The organism is Nocardia sp. NPDC002869 (genome assembly GCF_046764065.1).
GTDB lineage: Bacteria > Actinomycetota > Actinomycetes > Mycobacteriales > Mycobacteriaceae > Nocardia > Nocardia rhamnosiphila.
Window position 1 is genome coordinate 1 of sequence record NZ_JBKOOL010000104.1, and the last position, 19,751, is coordinate 19,751.

Here is a 19,751-nt window from a genome sequence, read left to right on the forward strand (position 1 = left end):
CCGGCGGTTTGCTTTTTTCGGTTGGGTCCCGGGGTTTATCCGGGCCGCGCGCGCCCCCTCGGCGAGGTCGCGCGCGTCGCGGGCGGTGCGCAACCGGACTCCGAGGCGGCGGCCGGCGTCGATCTGGGAGGCGGTGAGGGGCAGGCGGACCATGCCCACATTCTAAAGAGTGGTATTAATGTACCGCAATGAAGGTATAGAAATACCATTGGCTGTGGAGGTTGTGATGGTGGAGTTGAAATCGCCCGAGGAGATCGAGCGGATGCGCGTCGCGGGCGCGTTCGTGGCCGAGATCCTGGCGGAACTGCGGGCGGTCGCGGCGGTGGGTGTGAACCTGCTCGAGCTGGAGATGATCGTGCGCGAACGGATCCGGCAGCGGGGCGCGGTGTCGTGTTACTGGGACTACGCGCCCTCGTTCGGGCGCGGTCCGTTCCGCAATACGGTGTGCCTGTCGGTCAACGACGCCGTCCTGCACGGGCTGCCCTTCGACTACGCGCTGCGCGACGGCGATGTACTGACCGCGGATCTGGCGTTGAGCATCGACGGCTGGGTCGCCGACGCCGCCACCACCGTCATCGTCGGCACACCCGCCGCCGCGGATCTGCGGCTGGTGCGGGCCACCGAAGAGGCGCTGGCGGCGGCGATCGAGGCCGCGCAGCCGGGTAACCGGATCGGTGACATCTCCGCGGCGATCTCCGCCGTCGCCACCGCGTACGGCTATCCGGTCAACACCGAGTTCGGCGGTCACGGGCTCGGGCGGACCATGCACGAGGACCCGCATGTTTCCAACGCCGGACGTGCGGGCCGCGGCTTCCGGCTGCGGCCCGGCCTCACCCTCGCCCTGGAACCGTGGTTCGCCGCGACCACCGACCGGATCGTCACCGATCCCGACGGCTGGACCATCCGCTCGGCCGACGGCTCCCGCACCGCCCATTCCGAACACACCGTCGCCATCACGGCCGACGGCCCCCGGGTGCTGACCGCGGTGGCGTGACCGGCCGGACGCCGTGCCCGGCTCAGGTCGCCCGGCTCACCGACGACATGTGGAAGTCCGGGATCCGCAGCGGCGGCATGGCCGTGCGGGTGAACCAGTCCTTCCATTCCCGGGGCAGCGTGAGTTCGGTGGCCCCGGCCTCGGTGACCCGGCGTAGCAGGTCCAGCGGGCTCTCGTTGAACCGGAAGTTGTTCACCGCCGCGGTGACCTCCCCGTTCTCGACCAGGTACACACCGTCGCGAGTGAGACCGGTGAGCAGCAGGGTGGCCGGGTCGACCTCGCGGATGTACCAGAGGGTGGTGAGCAGCAGACCGCGTTCGGTGCGCGCGATCATTTCGTCCAGTGTGGTCGCGGAACCGCCGGTGAGCAGCAGGTTCTGCACCGGGACGGTGGGGGAGACGGCGTAGTCGGCGGCGGTGGCGCGCGGATACACCAGATCGGCGATCGCGCCGTCGCGCAACCAGTCCACCCGGGGCGCGGACAGCCCGTTGTCGAAGACCGACAGCGTCTCCGAGGAGGCCGGGGTGGCTACGAACGGCAGGCACTGCAATCCGGGCGCCGCGGGATCGGAGAAGAGGGTCAGCGGGATATCGGTGAGCTTCTCACCGACCCGGGTACCGCCCGCGGCGGCGAACGCGGTGTGTCCCTCCTGCGCGCCCCGGCCCTCCATGGACCAGTACATATAGATGAGGAGGTCCGCGACCGCCGACGGCGGCAGCAGGGTTTCGTACCGCCCGGCGGGCAGTTCCACCCGCCGCGCCGACCAGTCCAACCGCCGGGACAGCTCTGCCAGCAGACCGGGGGTGTCCACATCGGTGAAATCGGCGGTGCCCGCCCCCACCCAGGCACTGGCCGGTTCCGCCCCGTCGCCGCGCTTACCGTTGATCTCGATCGACCCGGTGGGCTGGGTGTAGCGGCGCCGGACACCGGTGGAGGTGCCGAGCCACGTGGTCTGTACCTGATGGTGCGCGAAACCGTACAGCCGGTCGCCGCCGTCGAAACCGGTGGCCAGATCGGCGGCGAGCCCGGTGAACACATCGATCCCGGTGACAGCCGGAGCCTGCTCCCAATCCGGTGCCGCCGGAACCGCGTCCGCGGCCGGCAGCGGCATGGCGTCGCGGGCCGGTTCGGCGGATCGGGCGGCCTCCGCACTCGCCCGCACCACGGCCTCGATATCGGCGGGGTCGACACTGGTCGAGGCCACACTGCCGACGCGCGCCGAACGCGGCCCGTCCCGGAACACCGAGATCACCGACCACCGCCGCGAGACCGAGGCGCCGTTGGTGGTCATGGAGTTGCCGGCCCAGCGCAACGAGGCCTCGTATTCGTCGCTGACGATCACGATCGTCTCGTCGGCCCGGGACGCGCCGAGGGCCCGCTCGACCACCGCACCCGCGGGCAGTACACCCGCACCGATCACCGTCATCGTCCTGCCTCCGTCCGGGTGTTGAGGACGTTCACGCCGCGCACCAGCACCGACGGGCAGCCGTGACTGACCGCCGCGACCTGGCCGGGCTGCGCCTTACCGCAGTTGAACGCGCCGCCCAGCTGCCAGGTCGACGGTCCGCCGACCGCCTCCATCGAACCCCAGAAATCCGTCGTGGTCGCCTGATAGGCGACATCGCGCAACTGGCCGGCCAGCTCACCGTTGCGGATCCGGAAGAAACGCTGCCCGGTGAACTGGAAGTTGTAGCGCTGCATATCGATGGACCAGCTCTTGTCGCCGACGATGTAGATTCCGTCCTCGACCCGCGAGATCAGTTCGGCGGTACTGGTATCGGTATCGGGATCGGGCTGTAGCGAGACATTGGCCATCCGCTGGATCGGCACATGATGCGGGGAATCGGCGTAGGAGCAGCCGTTGGAGCGGTCCAGGCCCAGCCGCGGCGCGAACACCCGGTCGAGCTGGTAGCCCACCAGTACCCCGTTGCGCACCAGATCCCAGCGCTGACCGGCCACTCCGTCATCGTCGTAGCCGACGGTGGCCAGCCCGTGCGGCTGGACCCGGTCGGCGGTGACATGCATGACCGGCGTGCCGTAGCGCAGCGTGCCCAGCAGATCCGGGGTCGCGAACGAGGTCCCGGCGTAAGCCGATTCGTAGCCGATCGCGCGGTCGTACTCGGTGGCGTGACCGATGGATTCGTGGATGGTGAGCCACAGGTTGGTGGGATCGATCACCAGATCGGTCGGGCCCGCGGTGACGGTCGGCGCCTTCACCTTCTCGGCCAGCCATTCCGGGATCCGGGCCAGTTCGGTATCCCAGTCCCAGACCCCGTCGGCGCCGGTGACGTACTCCCAGCCGCGGCCGGCCGGGGGCGCCAGGGTGCGCATGGTCTCGAACGCGCCGGAAGCGGTGTCGACGGTGATCGCCTCCAGTTCCGGGTGCAGGCGCACCCGCTGCTGGGTGATCGAGGAACCGGCGGTGTCGGCGTAGTAGGTTTGTTCCTTGACCTGGAGAAGTGACGCGGTGACGTGGTCGACGCCGTCGGCGGCGCTCAGCCGGCCGGAATAGTCCTGGAGCAGGGCCACTTTGTCGGCCGAGGACACGGTGAACGGATCGATCCGGTAGTCGGAGATCCAGCGGGCGTTGTCGTAGCGGGGTTCGCCGGCGAGTTCGACGCGTTCCCGGTTCAGGTCGCGCAGGGTGGTCGCCACGGCCACCGCGGACCGCGCGACCTCGGCCGCGGTCTCCCGGGTCAGCGCCGCGTGCGAGGCGAAACCCCAGGTGCCGTCGACGATGACGCGGACCGCGAACCCGAGTTCGACGGTATCGGTCAGTGCCTCCACCCGGCCGTCGCGTAACCGCAGTGTCTGCGTACACAATCGGTGCACCCGCAGATCGGCGTGCTCGGCCCCGGCCGCGCGGGCCGTGGCCAGCGCCGACTCCGCCAGCGCCGCCAGCGGTAGGTCCGTGAACTCCGGATCGATATCGTGCCCGGACGGTAGGCCGCCCGATTCGATAGAGGTTGTCGCCGTCACCCTGCACAACTTACAGCGCGTCCGATAACTCGCTGAGTTATCGGACACCGCCCTTCTCGGGCGTCCTCGGCTCATACCCCGACCGGGATACGAGCCTCGGTTCCCGCGTCGTCCGGGCCGGTGGCACCGGCACGCATCAGGTGCCGGTCAGCGCCTTCCCATCGGCGGGCATTGGTAACCCGGCCCCCTGCTCGGAGGTCCGGGGATCGTGGTAGGTCATCCTGCTGGAGTCGCGGCCAGGTAGCGAGGTTGACTGCGGCATTGAGGTCGCGGTCGGCGTGGTAGCCGCACCCGCAGCCGAACACCCGATCGGTCAATGTCAGGGTGGGGTGGACGGTGCCGCAGGCCGAACACCGTTTACTCGACGGGAACCACCGAACGGCGGGGACCATGGTGCCGCCACGCCACCGCTGCTTGTAGTCCAGCAGCCAACGACCAAGGGCTTCAGTTGAACAGTGTGCACAACACCGGCTGTGCTGGCATGGTCGGGGATCGTCCGCCACGCTGCGGGCGTGATCAGCGGTCCTGGTGAAGCCGTGGGGCCGCTGCTTCTGGGTCTCGGACGGGCTCATCGTCCGCGTTGCCGGCATCAGCAACATGACCCAAGTGCTCGTCGGGCTGGTCGAAAGCGGTGGGTTCACGCAGGTTGCTTCAGCGGCTCGACGGCTGACAGCTTCCCGCAGTCACCCGAACTTGATTCTGAAACGATCAGTCAGTCCGACCCGGCGGAGGCCGGGCCGTGCGCCCGGCCTCAACCGAACTGCTGCCAGCCCAGCCGGATCACCATGGCCACCACGACCACCAGCAGCACCGCGCGCACGAACTCCGCGCCGCGGTCCAGCGCCATTCGCGAACCCAGTACGGCGCCCGCGATATTGGCCAGCGCCATCGCCGCGCCCAGCGCCCACAGCACATGCCCGGTGGCGCCGAAATAGATCAGCGCCCCGACATTGGAGCCGCAGTTGATCACCTTCGCCATCGCCGCCGCCCGGACGAACTCGGTGCCGAGCAGGGTGGCGAAGGTGATGATCAGGAATGTCCCGGTGCCGGGACCGAGCAGTCCGTCGTAGGCGCCGATCAGACCCGCGGCCAGCGCCACCACCAGAACGATCTTGCGGCGCGACGGGGGATGGGTGGCCAGGGTGATCCCGATCGTGGGCCGGGCCGTGACGAAGATCGCCACCCCGATCAGCACCACCAGCACGATCGGAATGAACAGGTCCCGGTCGATGAGCGCCACCGCCGCCGCGCCCGCCGCCGCGGTGATCGCCGCCAGCACGGCGGCGGGTATCAGCAGCCGCCACTGGAGCGGAACTTTGCGGGCGAAGGTGGCCGCCGCCGTGGCCGTGCCCGCGACCGCCGCCAGCTTGTTGGTGCCCAGTGCCGTCTGCGGGGCGAGGCCGGGGGCCACCAGCAGCAGGGTCGGCAACACGATCAGACCACCACCGCCGACCACGGCGTCCACCCAGCCGGCGGCGGCCGCGGCCGGCAGCAACATCAGCCAGTCGGTCACATCCACCGGCCAAGCAAACCAGACGGTCCGCAGGCCGAGATCACCCGCTCACGGATCCGGCCGGGGCCGGCCTCCTAGGCTGGGCGGGTGCGCCGGTTCATTCTGTGGCTTCGAGACAACCCCGTCGTCGCGGACTCCGCGCTCGCGGCGGCGCTGCTGGTGTTCGACCTCACCATGGCCCGCGACAGCACCCACCTCGCCGCCTTCGTAGTGTTCTCCGTGCTGATCCCGCTTCCGATCGTGCTGCGCCGGATCTATCCGCGGGCTATGGCGGCGACCTTCATGGGACTGTCGATCTGCGCCAGTACCATCGGCTACCTCGTCGGCGACCCCACCGGGCACGCCGCGCTGATCGGCCACGGGGTCATGCTGTACACACTGGTCGCCTATGTCGGCCGGCGTGCCGGGCTCTGGTACGTGCTGGCACTGGTCGCCGATACCGCCTATGGGATGGCGCTGCTGAGCGGATTCCGGGCCGGGGATCTCGCGTTCGTCTCGGTGTTCTTCGCCCTGTGCTGGGCACTGGGCGAGTTCACCGGCGCCCGCCGCGCCTACGACGCCGAGGTGGCGGCCCGGCTGGCCGTCGCCGACTCCGACCGGGAACGCCGGGCACACGACGCGGTCTCGGCCGAGCGCACCCGGATCGCCCGGGAGCTGCACGATGTGGTCGCGCATGCGGTGAGCGTGATGATCGTCCAGGCCGACGGCGCGCGCTTCGCCCTGCGCACCGATCCCGATACCACCGAACAGGCGCTGGTCACCATTGCCGGGACCGGGCGCGAAGCACTGCGCGAACTCCGCCGCACCGTCGCGCTGCTGCGCACCGAACACGCCCCCGACGAAGTCCCCCAGCACGGGACGGCGGGGCTCGCGGCGGTGGTGCAGCTGATGCGGGACGCGGGCCTGGCGGTCGAACTGGAACTGGCCGGTGAACTGGACGGCGTCGCACCCGAGATCAGTCTGGGCACGCACCGCATCGTGCAGGAAGCGCTGACCAACACCCTCCGCCACGCCGGCGCCCACCCGAAGGCATGGGTGCGGGTGCGGCGGCACGCCGACCACATCGAGGTGGAGGTCGTCGACTCCGGCGGGGTCCCGGTGCGGCCCGAGGACCGGATCCAGGGCAGCGGCCTGGGCCTGGCCGGGATGCGTGAACGGATGGCGGTGCTCGGCGGCAGTCTCGAGGCCGGGCGCCGGACCGACGGCGCCTGGCGGGTGTACGCGCGGATTCCGCTGTCCGCACCGGATCGGGAATAGGCGGCGGCCGCCACTACATTGGAATCCGTGCCGATCACCGTGCTCGTTGTGGACGACCAGGAACTCATGCGCGTAGGACTCGAGATGGTGCTAGGCGCGCACCCCGATATCGAGGTGGTCGGCGAAGCCGACAACGGCGCCACCGCGGTCGCCCGGGCCGCCGAGCTGACCCCCGACGTGGTGCTCATGGATGTCCGGATGCCGGTCGTGGACGGCGTCACCGCCACCGGCCGCATCCTCGCGGCCGACCACGGCGCCCGGGTCCTGGTGATGACGACCTTCGACCTCGACGAACACGCCCTGGGCGCGCTGCGCGCCGGCGCGAGCGGGTTCCTGCTCAAGGACACCCCGCCCGAAGACCTGATCTCGGCCATCCGCAGCGTCGCGGCCGGGGACGCGGTGGTGTCGCCGAAGGTCACCAAACGTCTCCTCGACCGGCTGATCGCCGAAGAACCCACGCCCTCGCGCGATCCCGGAATCCTCGAGGTACTGACCGCCCGCGAACGCGAAGTACTCGAACAGATCGCCGCCGGGCGGTCCAATGCCGAGATCGCGGGCCAGCTGTTCCTGTCCGAGGCCACGGTGAAGACCCACGTCGGCCGGGTCTTGACCAAACTGGGCCTGCGTGACCGCGTGCAGGCGGTGGTGCTGGCCTATGAAACCGGCGTGGTGCGTCCGGGCGGCTGAGCATCTGGATCGGGAGCAAATCGGACATCTCGTTCGTTGTCCGGGTAGTCCGACCGAAAGGTTCGCCCATGCCCGTCCTCGGTTTCCTCGTCTACCTCGTCGCCGAGATCGCTGTTTTCGCCGCCGCCGTCGCCTGGCTCGGCGCCGTTCCCGCCATCCTGTTGCTCATCGCCAGCTCCGCCGCGGGCATGCTGCTGCTCGGTTCGCAGTGGCGCCGGGTGGGGGAACAGTTCCGCCGCGCCTCCCGCGGTGAGATCACCCCGGGTGCCGCGGTCGCCGACGGTGCGCTGGTGGGCGCGGGCAGCCTGCTGATGTTCGCTCCGGGCCTGGTCACCTCGGTGGTGGGATTGCTGATGCTCATCCCGCCGACCCGCGCGCTGTTCCGCCCGGTGCTCGCCGCGCTGGCAGCCCGCCGGGTCGCGAAGATCGCCGGGGCCGCGCCGTACCGGCCCACGGTGATCGATGCCGATGTGGTGGACGGTGTCGTGGTGAGCGAGTGGTACACCGACGAGCGGCCGCCATCGAGCACCATCCTGGAAAAGCGGCTTCCGCCGGCGGAACAGCACCGGATCTAGGCATCGTCGGCCATCCGGTACTCGCCTCGTTCCAGCCGGTCCAGCACACCGGCGGTCCAGCCGGTGAGATTGTCGAAGACCCCGCTCCACAGTTCGAGTAGATCGGTGGCGTGCGGGGGCTCGTGGCGGCCCGGATAGTCGCCGACCATAGCCCGCAGGTCGTCGCGGATCGCGCGGCTGCCCTCGCGTTGTTCGCGTAGTTTCGCGATGACGTGGGCGCGCGGCAGGGCATCCATGAACGCGATCCCGGCGCCGAGTTCTTCCATGTCCGCGCTGGTCAGCGCCTCGTCCATCCGCTCCAGGAATTCCGCTTCGCCGGCGGGGGTGAGTTCGAACAGGGTCCGTCCGGGCCCCCGGCCGCCGTTCTCGGTGCCCAGGGTGCGCAGCTTTCCCTCCTGGGTGAGCTGTTTCACGGCGTGATAGATGGAGCCGGGCTGCACATTGGTCCAGGTATCGGCGCGCCAGGACAGCAGTTCGCGGCGCACCGCGTAACCGTGGGTCGGCTGATGTCGCCGTGTCACCCCGAGAATCAGCAACCGTACCGCCGCCATCTTCGCTCCTTCCGTCACCGGAACAGTACGGTACTCAAATTTGACTTGTGATCGTCGAACGACCTAGCCTCAGGTAGTCAAAATTGACTATTGGGAGGATTCCATGGGAGATACCGCGGTACCGGTGCTGCCCACCCACGATCTGGCCCGCACGCTCGACTTCTACCGGGCGCTCGGTTACACGGTCACCTACGAACAGACGAGGCCGTATGTCTACGGCGCGATCTCGGCGCACGACTGCGACCTCCACTTCACCTCCGCTCCCGCGGGACACGCGGCCGAGGAGGAGGCGGGTTGCCTGGTCATGGTCGACGACGTCGCGGAGCGGCATCGCCACTTCAGCGCTGCGCTACGGGAACGGTTCGGGCGGATGCCCACACAGGGGCCCGGGCGGATCACTCGTTTCCGCGCCGGCCGGACCCGGTTCAGCCTTATCGACCCGGACGGCAACCGAGTGATCTATATCGCCCGGACGGAGCCGGCGGAACTCGAGTACGGCGGATCGGTGAAACTGACCGGTCTTGCCCGAGTGCTCGACAATGCGCGGATCCTGCGCGATTCCAAGAACGACGACAAGGCCGCCGAACGAGCGCTCGAGTCCGGGCTGCGCCGCCACGGCGCGGCGGCCGGTGTGCTGGACCGGGCGCGCGCCCTGGCGGCGCTGGCCGAGCTCGCGATCGCGCGCGGGAACCCGGACAAGGCCGCCCAGCGCCGCGCCGACCTGGTGGCGCTCGGACTGACCGAGGCCGAACGGACGGAACTCGCCGCCGAGCTCGGCGCGGCAGACGACCTCGAGGAATGGCTGCGGCCACAAGCCGATTGACCGCCACGCCGCGGCACGACATCTCGTGCCCGGGCGGAGATCTCGCCGCGCCCGGATCCGGATGGCGCGTTATTCCGGGGTGGCCTGCTCGGTCCGTGGAGTGAGTTCGATGCCGACGGTGCCCGACTTCCCGCGGCGCAGAACACTGCCGAACACCACCAGGGGTCCGGTGAGCCGGTACTTCCGGCGGATCAGGCGGCGGACCCGCGCGCTGCCATCGGCATCGAGGACCCGGCCGGTGCCGTGGACGACCTCACCGCGCGGGGTGCCCTTGTAATCACAGGGCTGCAGCGTCACCTCCGGGTTGCGCCGCAGCCTTTTCACCTTCCAGCTGTCGGTGACGGTCCAGACGTAGAGCTTGTCTTCCTCGGCCACCGCCCACAGGGGTGTCGGCACCGGGGTGCCGTCCTTGCGGAAGGTGGTGAGCAGAACGTAGTCGGCGGTACCGACCGCACCGAGCGTGTTGGTCATGGAGTCAGCGTAAATCGCGGCGGGCCGGGCAGATACCGATCGACCGGCCGATCGGGATCGCCGAGAGCCGTGTCGGCGATCCGGGTGATCCGGCGCCGCCGCGGGCCTGCCCACCCGCTCGGTCCGGACCGGCCCGCGCGACCCGGGCGGCGGTGCGGCAGACTGGACACCCGTGAGTACGCAGCTGCTGGTCGGAGGCCGGATCTACAGTTCGAGTGCGCCCGATGCCACCGCCCTGGCGGTGACCGACGGCGTCGTCGTATGGCTCGGCGCCGACCATGTGGGGCGGGCCCTGCATCCGGACGCCGAGGTCGTCGAGCTCGACGGCGCCTTCGTGACCCCCGCATTTGTGGAACCGCACCTGCACACCACCGCGCTCGGCCTGCAACTCGCGGGCCTCGATCTCTCCGCGGCACGTTCGCTCACCCACTGCCTGGAACTGGTCGCCGAATACGCCGCTCGCCACCCCGGCGGCGCGATTCTCGCCGACGGCTGGGACGAGACCCGCTGGCCGGAGGGCCGGCCACCGACGGTCGCCGAAGTGGACGCCGCCGCCCGGCCCGGGCAAGCGGTGTATCTGGCGCGGGTGGACGCGCATTCCGCGGTGGCCTCCTCAGCGCTGCTGGACGAGGTGCCGGGACTGAGTTCCGCGTCCGGGTTCGCCCCGGGGGAGCCGGTACGGGCGGCGGCACACCATCTCGTACGCGCCGCGGCCCGGGCCCGGCTCACCCGGGAACAGCGGGACGCGGCCCGGCGGACCGCGCTGGACGCCGCGGCCGCACACGGGGTGGCGGTCGTGCACGAATGCGCGGGCCCCGATATAGAAGGAGAAACCGATCTGCGCGAACTGCTCGCCTTCGAGCACGGTGTGCAGGTGCGGGCCTACTGGGGTCAGGCGGTGCGCACCGCGGACGAGGCGCGCACTCTGCTGTCCGACCTCGGGGCGCACGGGCTCGCCGGTGACCTGTTCGTGGACGGGTCCATCGGTTCGCATACCGCCCGGCTGCGCGACCCGTACGCCGACGACCCCGGGACCGGGGTCTCCTACCTGGACGCCGGGGATATCGCCGCCCACGTGCGGGCCTGTACCGAGGCGGGCGTCCAAGCGGGTTTCCACGCGATCGGCGACGGGGCGCTCGACGCGGTGGTGGCCGGGTTCGGACAGGTGGTCGCCGAACTCGGTGGTCCGGCCGTGGCCGCGCGCGGCCACCGGGTGGAGCACGCGGAACTGCTCGACGCAGCACAGATCGAGGCCTTCGCCGCCTGGGGTGTGATCGCCAGCGTGCAACCCGGGTTCGACCTGGCCTGGGGTGGACCCGACGGAATGTACGCCGAACGACTCGGCGCCACCCGCGCCGCGGCCCTGAACCCGTTCGCCGCCATGGCCGCGGCCGGTGTCTCGCTGGCCATCGGCTCGGACGCGCCGGTGACCGCGCTCGACCCGTGGATGGCGGTCCGCGCGGCCGTGCACCACCGCACCCCCGGGCACGGTCTCTCCCCGCGGGCCGCCTTCGCCGCCGCCACCCGCGGCGCGTGGCGGGCCGGCGGCGTGCGCGACGGCGTCGCCGGAACCCTGGTGCCCGGGGCGCCCGCGTCGTACGCGGTATGGGAGGCCGGTGAGCTGGTGGTCGCCGCGCCCACCGATACGGTCCAACGCTGGTCCACCGACCCCCGTTCCCGGGTTCCCGGACTGCCGTCGCTGACCCCGGACGCCGACCTGCCACGCTGCCTACGCACCGTGCGCGACGGTGTCTCCATCTACCAGGCGTGATCTCGGCTCGAGCGGAACAGGATGCAGCAGTGAACCAGGGTGACGGGCCGGCGATCCGGTGGACCGGCGGGCTCGCCCGCTACCCGGTGGTGGTGCGGTCGGTGGCCGCGGTGTTCGCCGGTGTCCTGCTGTTCGGCAGCTTCCCGCCGCGGCCGTGGTGGTTCCTCGCGCCCGCCGGGATCGCGCTGTTGACCCTGGTCGTGCGCAGCGGGCCCCGCCTGCCGGCCGGTTTCGGCTACGGCTTCCTCGCCGGTCTCGGTTTTTTTCTTCCACTCCTGCCGTGGACCGGGATCTATGTGGGCCCGCTGCCGTGGCTCGCGCTGTCCACCGCGTGCGCGGTGTATCTGGGCGTGTTCGGGGTGCTCGGCCGGATACTCGGCCGGCTGCCGGGATGGCCGCTGTGGCTCGCCCTGGCCTGGACGGCGGCCGAATGGGGCCGGTCGAGTTTTCCGTTCGGTGGATTCCCCTGGGGTCGAGTGGCCTTCGGCCAGGCCGACGGATGGTTCCTGCCGCTGGCCGCCTACGGTGGTGCGCCGCTGGTGGGCTTCGTCGTCGCGCTGAGCGGTACCTGCGGGGCCGCCGTGGTCCTCGGGCTGCTCCGCCGGGCGGGTTCGCGCCTGGCTGCGGTGAGCGCTGGGCCCGGAGGAGCAGCAGGCCGTGCTGCCGGGAGCGCCGCTGCGGACAGTGCAGAGGAGAGGGACGCCGGCAGTCGGGCGGATTCGGCGAGCGACGGTGCCGCGGGGCCCGGTGGCCGGGTGGCGGCGGCGGCCGCGGCGGCGACCTGTGTGCTGCTCGCCGCCGCCGGGCTCGGGCTCGGGGCGACACTGCCCGGTCCACTCGAGGGGGACCGGACGATCACCGTGGCCGCCATCCAGGGCAGCGTGCCCCGTCTCGGCCTCGATTTCAATGCGCAGCGCCGGGCCGTGCTCGACAATCATGTCCGCCGGACCGAACAACTGGCCGATGAGGTGGCGAGCGGTCTGTTTCCGGCGCCGGATGTGGTCGTGTGGCCCGAGAACTCCTCCGATATCGACCCGTTGCGTAATTCCGACGCGTCCGCCCTCATCTCGGCGGCGGCCCGGCGGATCTCGGCACCGATTCTGGTGGGAGCTGTGCTGGTCAACGGGGACGGCACCACGACGAATTCGGTGATGGTGTGGACCGCGGAAAGCGGCCCGGGGGATCGTCACGACAAAAAAATAGTACAGCCTTTCGGCGAATACCTGCCGATGCGCGGATTCTTCCGGCTCTTTTCGGACTATGCGGACAGGGCAGGATACTTCGTCCCGGGTCACGGAGACGGAACAATTCGGGCCGCAGGTACGGAAATCGGGGTGGCAACCTGTTACGAGGTCGCTTTCGACCGGGCTTTCCGGGATTCGTTGCACTCCGGAGCGCAATTGCTCGCGGTCCCTACGAACAATGCGACTTTCGGCGACAGTGAAATGACTTACCAGCAACTGGCGATGTCCAGGGTGCGGGCTGTCGAACACGGGCGCTCGCTGGTCGTGGCCGCCACCTCGGGGGTCAGCGCGATCATCGCCGCGGACGGTACGGTGCGGGAGGAGAGCGCGCTGTTCACCCCCGAGGCGCTGGTTGCCGAGGTGCCGCTGCGTGATTCGCACACCCCGGCGACGGTGCTGGGGCCCTGGCCTGAGCTGGGTGCCGTGTTCGTGACGGCGGCCGGTGTGGTGCTCTCGATCGTGCGGCGGCGAACCGCTCGCCGACCGGCCGAGACCCCCACGGCGCCCGTGTCCGGCTGACCGCCGGCCCGGATCTCGTCGCCACCGGCGAGTCTGCGATAACGCTTGGGCTGTCGGCGGTTCTTCCGGTTTGCACCTTGTTTATTTTTCGGTTTCGAGGGGTAAAAATGCTGGCTCTTTGTGCGTAGTATCTAGGCAGCGCCCGGCCTCGCCGGGCGAGAAGTGAAGCGATCTTCCGCGTCTCTGCGTCATCAGCGTGCCGGAAATCGGACACCGCGGTCCGATAGCTGTTCCGGCTCCAGGTAACCATTCGGTTTCGAATGCAATCCATTCACCGTGATGCTCCGAATAACCAGTCGTGAATCACACCCCACGGCCGGTACAGGCCGGTTGCGGGCTGTTCGGGGAGTGTCGAGCTGTAGAACGGAGTGATTGATGAGATCGTCGGCCACCGGGGTCGATAGCAGTTCGTCGGCGGAAGTTTCGGCCGAACCGTTTCCGCTCACACCCGCGCAGACAGCGCTGTGGTATGCCCAGCGGATTCAGCCCGAGATCCCGCTCGTCGTCGTCGAGTACGTGAAGTTCCACGGTGATCTCGATCCGGGTCTGCTGCTGTATGCGATCGAGCGTTTCGGTGTGGAGACCGAGGTCGGTCTCCAGCGCATCGTCCAGGTCGACGGAGTCCCTCACCAGGTGGTCGATCCGGCGGCGCGACCGGGCTGGGCGCGACTGGATCTGCGGTCCGAGCCGGACCCGGACGCCGCGGCCCTGACCTGGATGAAGAACGACGCGCGCACTCCGGTCGACTTCGACCACGACTCCCTTGTCTTCAATGCCGTACTGCGCACCGGAGATCGCGACTACATCTGGTACTCCCGAGCCCATCACATCGTCATCGACGGTTATGCGGCGATGAACGCGCTGGTCCGCACCGCGGAGATCTACACGGCCTACTACGAGTCCCGGGAGCCCACGGTGTCGCGCGCCACCCCGCTGGCCGAGCTGTACGCGGGGGAGCGTGAGTACCGGAATACGCAGCGGTTCACCAACGATCGCGCCTACTGGAGCGAAATTCTCGACGGCGCAGGGGAGGTCGTCAGTCTGTCCACCGTGGCCAATCCGCCGGCCACCGCGGACGCGGGCCGCCGGCTCGCCACCGCGGTCCTGAGCGAGGCCACCGAGGCGTCCGTCGCGGCGGCGGCGACGCAACGCAACGCGACCGATCCGATCCTGTACGCCGCGGCCATGGCCTGCTACGTCCGGTCCATGACCGGGGAGAACGACGTGGTATTGAGCCTGCCGGTATCCGCGCGCACCACCGTATCGCTGCGCCGCTCCGCCGGAGTGGTGTCGAATGTGGTGCCGCTGCGGATCCGCTTCGAGCCCGGGACCACCGTCGAAGATGTCGTACGGGTGGTGGAACGCCAGATCACCGGCGCCCTCCGGCACCAGCGCTACCGGCACGACGATATCCGCCGCGACTGCGGATACGACCGGGACACCCGCGGTTTCTTCGGCCCGATGATCAACATCATGCTGTTCAGCAAGCCGCTGCGCTTCGCCGAATGCGAGGTCTCCGTCCATGTGCTGGCCACCGGGCCGGTCGAGGACCTCTCGGTCAACCTGTACAACGGTGACGGCGGCCGGGTCCATCTCGATTTCGAGGCCAACCCGCTGCTCTACAGCGACGACGAGGTCGCCGCCCACCACCGCCGGTTCCTGGGTTTCCTCGACCGTTTCCTCACCACCGGAGCCGACACCCCCGTCCGGGAGCTACCCGTGCTCACCGACGCCGAACAGCGCCAGGTGCTGCACACCTGGAACGATACGGCGGCCGAGGTCCACACCGGCACGCTCGCGGGGATTTTCGCCGACCGGGTGCGGCACTGCCCGGACTCCGTGGCAGTGGAGTTCGAGGGTGCGGCGCTGACCTACCGCGAACTCGACGCCCGGGCGAACCGGCTGGCCCGGAAGCTGATCGCGGCAGGCGCCGGACCGGAACAGGTGGTCGGGCTGTGCCTGCGGCGCAGTATCGAACTGGTGGTCGCGATGTACGCCGTGATCAAGACCGGCGCCGCCTATCTTCCGCTGGATCCGGAGCATCCGGTCGCGCGGCTGGCGGGGATCGTGGACCGGGCCCGTCCGGTCGCGCTGCTGGTCGCCATCCGCGACGGCCTCGAACTGCCGGGCAATGCCGAACTGCTCGCGGTCGACACCGCCGACCTCTCCGGTTTCGATCCCGCGCCCGTCACCGATGCCGACCGGATCTCACCGCTGCGCGGTGACCATCTGGCCTATCTGCTGTACACCTCCGGTTCCACCGGCGCCCCGAAGGGAGTCGGCATCACCCACGCGGCGATCGTGAACCGGCTCCGCTGGATGCAGCACCAATACCCACTCGACCACACCGATGCCGTGCTGCAGAAGACTCCGGCGACCTTCGATGTCTCGGTCTGGGAGTTCTTCTGGCCGCTGCAGACCGGCGCCCGGCTGGTGGTGGCGCGTCCGGAAGGACACCGCGATCCGGCCTATCTGGCCGGAGTAATCCGCGAGAAGGGCATCACCACAGCGCATTTCGTCCCTTCGATGCTCTCGGTCTTCGTCACCGATACCGAGGTCGGCGACTGCGCGTCGCTGCGCCGGGTGTTCTGCAGCGGTGAAGCGCTGCCGCCGGCCACCGTGCGCGATTTCCACGCCGCGTTGCCGGGTCCGGACCTGCACAACCTGTACGGGCCCACCGAGGCCGCGGTCGACGTGACCTACTGGCACTGCCCGCCGGACCCCGAATCCGTCCCGATCGGTTCGCCGGTGTGGAACACCCGCACCTATGTACTCGATGCGGCGCTGCGCCCGGTCCCGCCGGGCGCGGTGGGGGAGCTGTACCTGGCCGGTGTGCAGCTGGCGCGCGGCTACCTCGGCCAGGCGCCGCTGACCGCCGAGCGGTTCGTGGCCGATCCGTTCAGCCCGGGCACGCGGATGTACCGGACCGGCGATCTGGCCCGCTGGCAACTCGGGTCCGCCGGAAGCCGCCGCGGGGTACTGGAATATCTGGGCCGCACCGATTTCCAGGTCAAGATCCGCGGGTTGCGCATCGAACTCGGTGAGATCGAATCCGCGCTGCTGGCCGACGAGCGGATCGCCCGCGCGGTCTGCGTCGCCCACCGCACCCCCGCCGGCGATCGGCTCGCGGCCTACGTGGTGGCGCGCGGCGGGGCGACCCTCGAACCGGACGCGGTTCGCGCGGAGTTGGCCCGCGCGCTGCCGGCGTACATGGTGCCCGCCACGGTCACCGTGCTCGACGAGCTGCCGCTGAACAGCAACGGCAAGATCGACCGGGCGGCGCTGCCGGCCCCGGGCCCCACCGAACAGCGGGCCCGGACCGCGCCGCGCAACGAGGTGGAAGAAGTCCTGGCCACGATATTCGCCGAACTGCTGGGCGTGCCCGAGATCGGCATCGAGGACGGATTCTTCGAACTCGGCGGCAACTCGCTGGTGGCCGCCCGCGCGGTCGCGCGGATCAACACCGCGCTCGGTACCGCGCTGACCATCCGTGATCTGTTCGAGGCCGGCACCATCGTCGAACTGACCGACCGGTTTACCGTCCACGAACCGGACCTCGCCTCACCGCAACTGGTTCCGATGGTCCGGCCCGAGCGGATCCCGCTCTCACCGGCCCAGCAGCGGCTCTGGATCCTGAACCGCTTCGCCGAGCATGCCGCCGCCTACAACATGCCGCTCGCGGTCCGGCTGGACGGCATCCTGGATATCGAGGCGTTGCAGGCCGCGCTGCTGGACGTGCTGGAGCGGCACGAAAGCCTGCGGACCACCTTCCCCGAATCCGGCGAGGGCCCCTACCAGCGGATCCATCCGGCCGCCGCCGCCGGGCTCTCGCTCGAGGTGATCGACGCCGACAGCGCCCGGATCACTGGTCTGGCCGCGGAGTTCGTGTCCCGGCCGTTCGATCTGCGCACCGAGTTCCCGGTCCGGGTCGCCCTGTACGCCCTCGACGACGACAGCCATGTACTCGTGCTGGTGCTGCATCACATCTGCGGAGACGGCTGGTCGGTCGCGCCGCTGGCCCGGGATCTGACCACCGCGGTCGAGGCACGGGTCGCCGGCCGGGCGCCGCAGTGGACTCCGCTACCGGTGCAGTACGCGGATTTCGCGCTGTGGCAGCGGGAACTGCTCGGCGAGGAATCCGATCCGGGCAGTGCGCTGAGCCGGCAGATCACCCACTGGCGGGCCGAGCTGGCCGGGCTGCCCGATCAGCTCGACCTTCCGCTGGACCGTCCGCGTCCCGCCCGCCGCTCCACCGGAGGCGGGCGGGTCTCGTTCACCATCCCGGCCGGAACCCGCCGCGCGGCCGCGGAACTGGCGGTCGCGCGCGGGGCGAGCATGTTCATGGTGGTGCACGCCGCGCTGGCCACACTGCTGGCCCGTATCTGCGGGAGCACCGATATCGTGATCGGCACCCCCATCGCGGGCCGCACCGATCCGGCGCTGGACGAACTGGTGGGGATGTTCGTCAACACCCTGGTGCTGCGCACGGAGGTCGATCCCGGCGCCGATTTCGGCCGGATGCTCGATATCGTCCGGGAAACCGATCTGAACGCCTTCGCCAATGCCGATGTTCCGTTCGAGCGGCTGGTCGAGGTGGTGAACCCGGAGCGCTCCGGGGCGCGGCACCCGCTGTTCCAGGTGATGCTGTCCTACGACAACGCCGGGGAACTCGAGTTGGTGCTGCCGGGGGTGCGCACCGAGATCCTGCCGCTGGACGGGGCCGTCGCGAAATTCGACCTCCAGCTCGAGATCCACGATGACAACGCCGGCGGTGAACTGCACGCCGAGATCGGTTACGCGACAGATCTGTTCGACGAGCGGACCGTCGCCGCGATCGCGCGCAGGTTCGTCGCCGTGCTGGACGCGGCGGTCGGCAACCCCCGGCGGCCGGTCGGCGATATCGAGGTGCTGGAGCGGCGTGAGCGCGGCAACCTCGTTCCGCTGGCGGGTGGACCCGCCGAACCGCCGGTGCTGCTGGCCGACCTGTTCGGCCGGTCGGCGGTCAAGGACCCCGACGGGGTCGCCGTCCGTTACCGCGGACGGGACACCACCTACCGGGAACTGGACGAACGCGCGAACCGGCTGGCCCGGCTGCTGATCGAGCAGGGGGCGGGGCCCGAAACCGTGGTCGCGCTGGCGCTGCCGCGCGGTCTGGACGCGATCACCGCGGTCTGGGCGGTCGCCAAGACCGGCGCCGCCTATGTCCCGGTCGATCCGGGCTATCCCGCGGATCGGATCGCCCATATGCTCACCGATTCCGGAGCCCGGCTCGGGGTCACCGGCCGGGAACAGGTCGCGGCGCTGGCGGAGGCGCCCGGTGCCGTGGAATCGTGGCTGATCCTCGGCTCGCCGGAGGTCGAGATCGACTGTGCCTCCGTCTCCGCGGCGCCGATCACCGATGCCGACCGGATCGCGCCGTTGCGCACCGCGCATCCGGCCTACCTGATCTACACCTCCGGTTCCACCGGCACGCCGAAGGCCGTTGTCGTCACCCACGCCGGACTGGCCTCCTTCGCCGCCGAACAGTGCTATCTGTTCGGCGTCACACCGGCCGCGCGCACCTTGCACTTCTCCTCGCCGAGTTTCGATGCCTCGGTGCTCGAACTGCTGCTCGGGTTCGTCTGCGGGGCCACCGTGGTGATCGCGCCGCCGGATGTCTACGGCGGTGCCGAACTCGCCGGGCTGCTGCGGGCCGAAGCCGTGACACACGCATTCGTCACGCCCGCCGCCCTGGGCACCGTCGACCCGTCCGGGTTGGAGCAGTTGCGCAGTGTCATGGTCGGCGGTGAGGCGTGCAGTCCCGAACTGGTGGCGGCCTGGGCCGACCGGTACCGCATGCACAATATGTACGGCCCGTCGGAGGCGACGGTGGCCGCCACCATGTCCGGCCCGATGCGGCCCGGCCGCCCGGTGCCGCTGGGCCATCCGGTGCGCGGTATGCGGTTGTTCCTGCTGGACTCCCGGTTGCGTCCGGTACCGCCCGGTACTCCGGGCGAGCTGTATGTCTCGGGCCCCGGCGTGGCCCGCGGCTATCTGGGCCGGCACGGCCTGACCGCCGCCCGCTTCGTGGCGAGCCCCTACGGCCGGCGCGGCGAACGGATGTACCGCACCGGCGATCTGGTGGTGGCCGACCGGACCGGCCGGCTGCGGTTCCTCGGCCGCGCCGATGATCAGGTGAAACTGCGCGGCTTCCGGATCGAACTGTCGGAGATCGACCACGTACTGCGCGGCTATCCCGGGGTGCGGTCGGCACTGACGGTGGTGCACACCGACGCGCACGCCCGGCAGCGGCTGGCGGCCTATCTCGTCGCCGACCGCACGGTGGATCCCGCCGCGGTCCGGGCGGCCGTACGCGGGCAGCTGCCCG

14 protein-coding genes are annotated in these 19,751 nt (G+C 70.1%); 8 read left to right on the top strand and 6 right to left on the bottom strand.

Going from position 1 to position 19,751, the window contains the following annotated elements:
* Positions 1 to 226: 226 nt before the first annotated feature.
* Positions 227 to 994: a type I methionyl aminopeptidase gene (gene map, locus ACLML9_RS19085; protein WP_411946811.1), complete on the top strand. Its 768-nt coding sequence runs from the start codon at positions 227 to 229 to the stop codon at positions 992 to 994.
* A gap of 22 nt (positions 995 to 1,016) precedes the next feature.
* On the opposite strand, the gene ACLML9_RS19090 is transcribed toward map, so the two are convergent.
* From ACLML9_RS19090 to ACLML9_RS19105, 4 genes are all read right to left on the bottom strand, one after another.
* Positions 1,017 to 2,420 (bottom strand): metallopeptidase TldD-related protein, encoded by a 1,404-nt coding sequence (locus tag ACLML9_RS19090; protein WP_411946798.1) that lies wholly within the window; start codon positions 2,418 to 2,420, stop codon positions 1,017 to 1,019.
* Positions 2,417 to 4,048: a TldD/PmbA family protein gene (locus ACLML9_RS19095; RefSeq protein WP_411946799.1), complete on the bottom strand. Its 1,632-nt coding sequence runs from the start codon at positions 4,046 to 4,048 to the stop codon at positions 2,417 to 2,419. Before ACLML9_RS19095 ends, ACLML9_RS19090 begins: the two co-directional genes overlap by 4 nt.
* Positions 4,045 to 4,572 carry a zinc ribbon domain-containing protein gene (locus tag ACLML9_RS19100; RefSeq protein ID WP_411946800.1) on the bottom strand — a complete coding sequence of 176 codons (528 nt, stop codon included), beginning with the start codon at positions 4,570 to 4,572 and terminating at the stop codon, positions 4,045 to 4,047. Before ACLML9_RS19100 ends, ACLML9_RS19095 begins: the two co-directional genes overlap by 4 nt.
* A 152-nt stretch (positions 4,573 to 4,724) precedes the next feature.
* The gene (locus ACLML9_RS19105) at positions 4,725 to 5,492 is read right to left on the bottom strand and encodes a TSUP family transporter (RefSeq protein ID WP_411946801.1); all 768 of its coding nucleotides are present in this window, start codon (positions 5,490 to 5,492) and stop codon (positions 4,725 to 4,727) included.
* Between the two features lie 81 nt (positions 5,493 to 5,573).
* Between ACLML9_RS19105 and ACLML9_RS19110 the strand changes: the two genes are divergently transcribed.
* The 3 genes from ACLML9_RS19110 to ACLML9_RS19120 all read left to right on the top strand — a co-directional run bounded on the left by ACLML9_RS19110 (position 5,574) and on the right by ACLML9_RS19120 (position 8,005).
* Complete coding sequence (locus tag ACLML9_RS19110) at positions 5,574 to 6,743, top strand: sensor histidine kinase (protein ID WP_411946802.1); 1,170 nt, start codon at positions 5,574 to 5,576, stop codon at positions 6,741 to 6,743.
* Between the two features lie 27 nt (positions 6,744 to 6,770).
* Entirely contained in the window at positions 6,771 to 7,430 is a 660-nt protein-coding gene (locus ACLML9_RS19115) for a response regulator (protein ID WP_411946803.1), read from the top strand.
* A gap of 68 nt (positions 7,431 to 7,498) precedes the next feature.
* The gene (locus tag ACLML9_RS19120) at positions 7,499 to 8,005 is read left to right on the top strand and encodes an FxsA family protein (RefSeq protein WP_411946804.1); all 507 of its coding nucleotides are present in this window, start codon (positions 7,499 to 7,501) and stop codon (positions 8,003 to 8,005) included.
* Here the strand turns inward: ACLML9_RS19120 and ACLML9_RS19125 are convergent.
* Positions 8,002 to 8,556 carry a PadR family transcriptional regulator gene (locus tag ACLML9_RS19125; protein ID WP_411946805.1) on the bottom strand — a complete coding sequence of 185 codons (555 nt, stop codon included), beginning with the start codon at positions 8,554 to 8,556 and terminating at the stop codon, positions 8,002 to 8,004. The two genes, ACLML9_RS19120 and ACLML9_RS19125, sit on opposite strands and share 4 nt — an antisense overlap.
* A gap of 103 nt (positions 8,557 to 8,659) precedes the next feature.
* Here ACLML9_RS19125 and ACLML9_RS19130 point away from each other — a divergent pair, with 103 nt between their 5' ends.
* Entirely contained in the window at positions 8,660 to 9,379 is a 720-nt protein-coding gene (locus ACLML9_RS19130; protein ID WP_411946806.1) for a VOC family protein, read from the top strand.
* Between the two features lie 69 nt (positions 9,380 to 9,448).
* Here the strand turns inward: ACLML9_RS19130 and ACLML9_RS19135 are convergent, their stop codons facing one another.
* Complete coding sequence (locus tag ACLML9_RS19135) at positions 9,449 to 9,850, bottom strand: PPOX class F420-dependent oxidoreductase (RefSeq protein WP_411946807.1); 402 nt, start codon at positions 9,848 to 9,850, stop codon at positions 9,449 to 9,451.
* A 172-nt stretch (positions 9,851 to 10,022) separates the two neighbouring features.
* On the opposite strand from ACLML9_RS19135, the gene ACLML9_RS19140 reads away from it, so the two are divergent.
* The 3 genes from ACLML9_RS19140 to ACLML9_RS19150 form a co-directional block, all read left to right on the top strand.
* Complete coding sequence (locus ACLML9_RS19140) at positions 10,023 to 11,621, top strand: amidohydrolase (protein ID WP_411946808.1); 1,599 nt, start codon at positions 10,023 to 10,025, stop codon at positions 11,619 to 11,621.
* Positions 11,622 to 11,650: 29 nt separating this feature from the next.
* Entirely contained in the window at positions 11,651 to 13,384 is a 1,734-nt protein-coding gene (lnt, locus tag ACLML9_RS19145) for an apolipoprotein N-acyltransferase (RefSeq protein ID WP_411946809.1), read from the top strand.
* Positions 13,385 to 13,759: 375 nt separating this feature from the next.
* On the top strand, positions 13,760 to 19,751 hold a 5,992-nt coding region (locus ACLML9_RS19150; protein WP_411946810.1), incomplete at its 3' end, for an amino acid adenylation domain-containing protein.

Coding starts and splice junctions, on each gene's coding strand:
- ACLML9_RS19135 (WP_411946807.1), bottom strand. CDS start 9,850: ATGACCAACACGCTCGGTGCGGTCGGTACCGCCGACTACGTTCTGCTC.
- ACLML9_RS19130 (WP_411946806.1), top strand. CDS start 8,660: ATGGGAGATACCGCGGTACCGGTGCTGCCCACCCACGATCTGGCCCGC.
- ACLML9_RS19120 (WP_411946804.1), top strand. CDS start 7,499: ATGCCCGTCCTCGGTTTCCTCGTCTACCTCGTCGCCGAGATCGCTGTT.
- ACLML9_RS19090 (WP_411946798.1), bottom strand. CDS start 2,420: ATGACGGTGATCGGTGCGGGTGTACTGCCCGCGGGTGCGGTGGTCGAG.
- ACLML9_RS19095 (WP_411946799.1), bottom strand. CDS start 4,048: ATGAGCCGAGGACGCCCGAGAAGGGCGGTGTCCGATAACTCAGCGAGT.
- map (WP_411946811.1), top strand. CDS start 227: ATGGTGGAGTTGAAATCGCCCGAGGAGATCGAGCGGATGCGCGTCGCG.
- ACLML9_RS19125 (WP_411946805.1), bottom strand. CDS start 8,556: ATGGCGGCGGTACGGTTGCTGATTCTCGGGGTGACACGGCGACATCAG.
- ACLML9_RS19100 (WP_411946800.1), bottom strand. CDS start 4,572: ATGTTGCTGATGCCGGCAACGCGGACGATGAGCCCGTCCGAGACCCAG.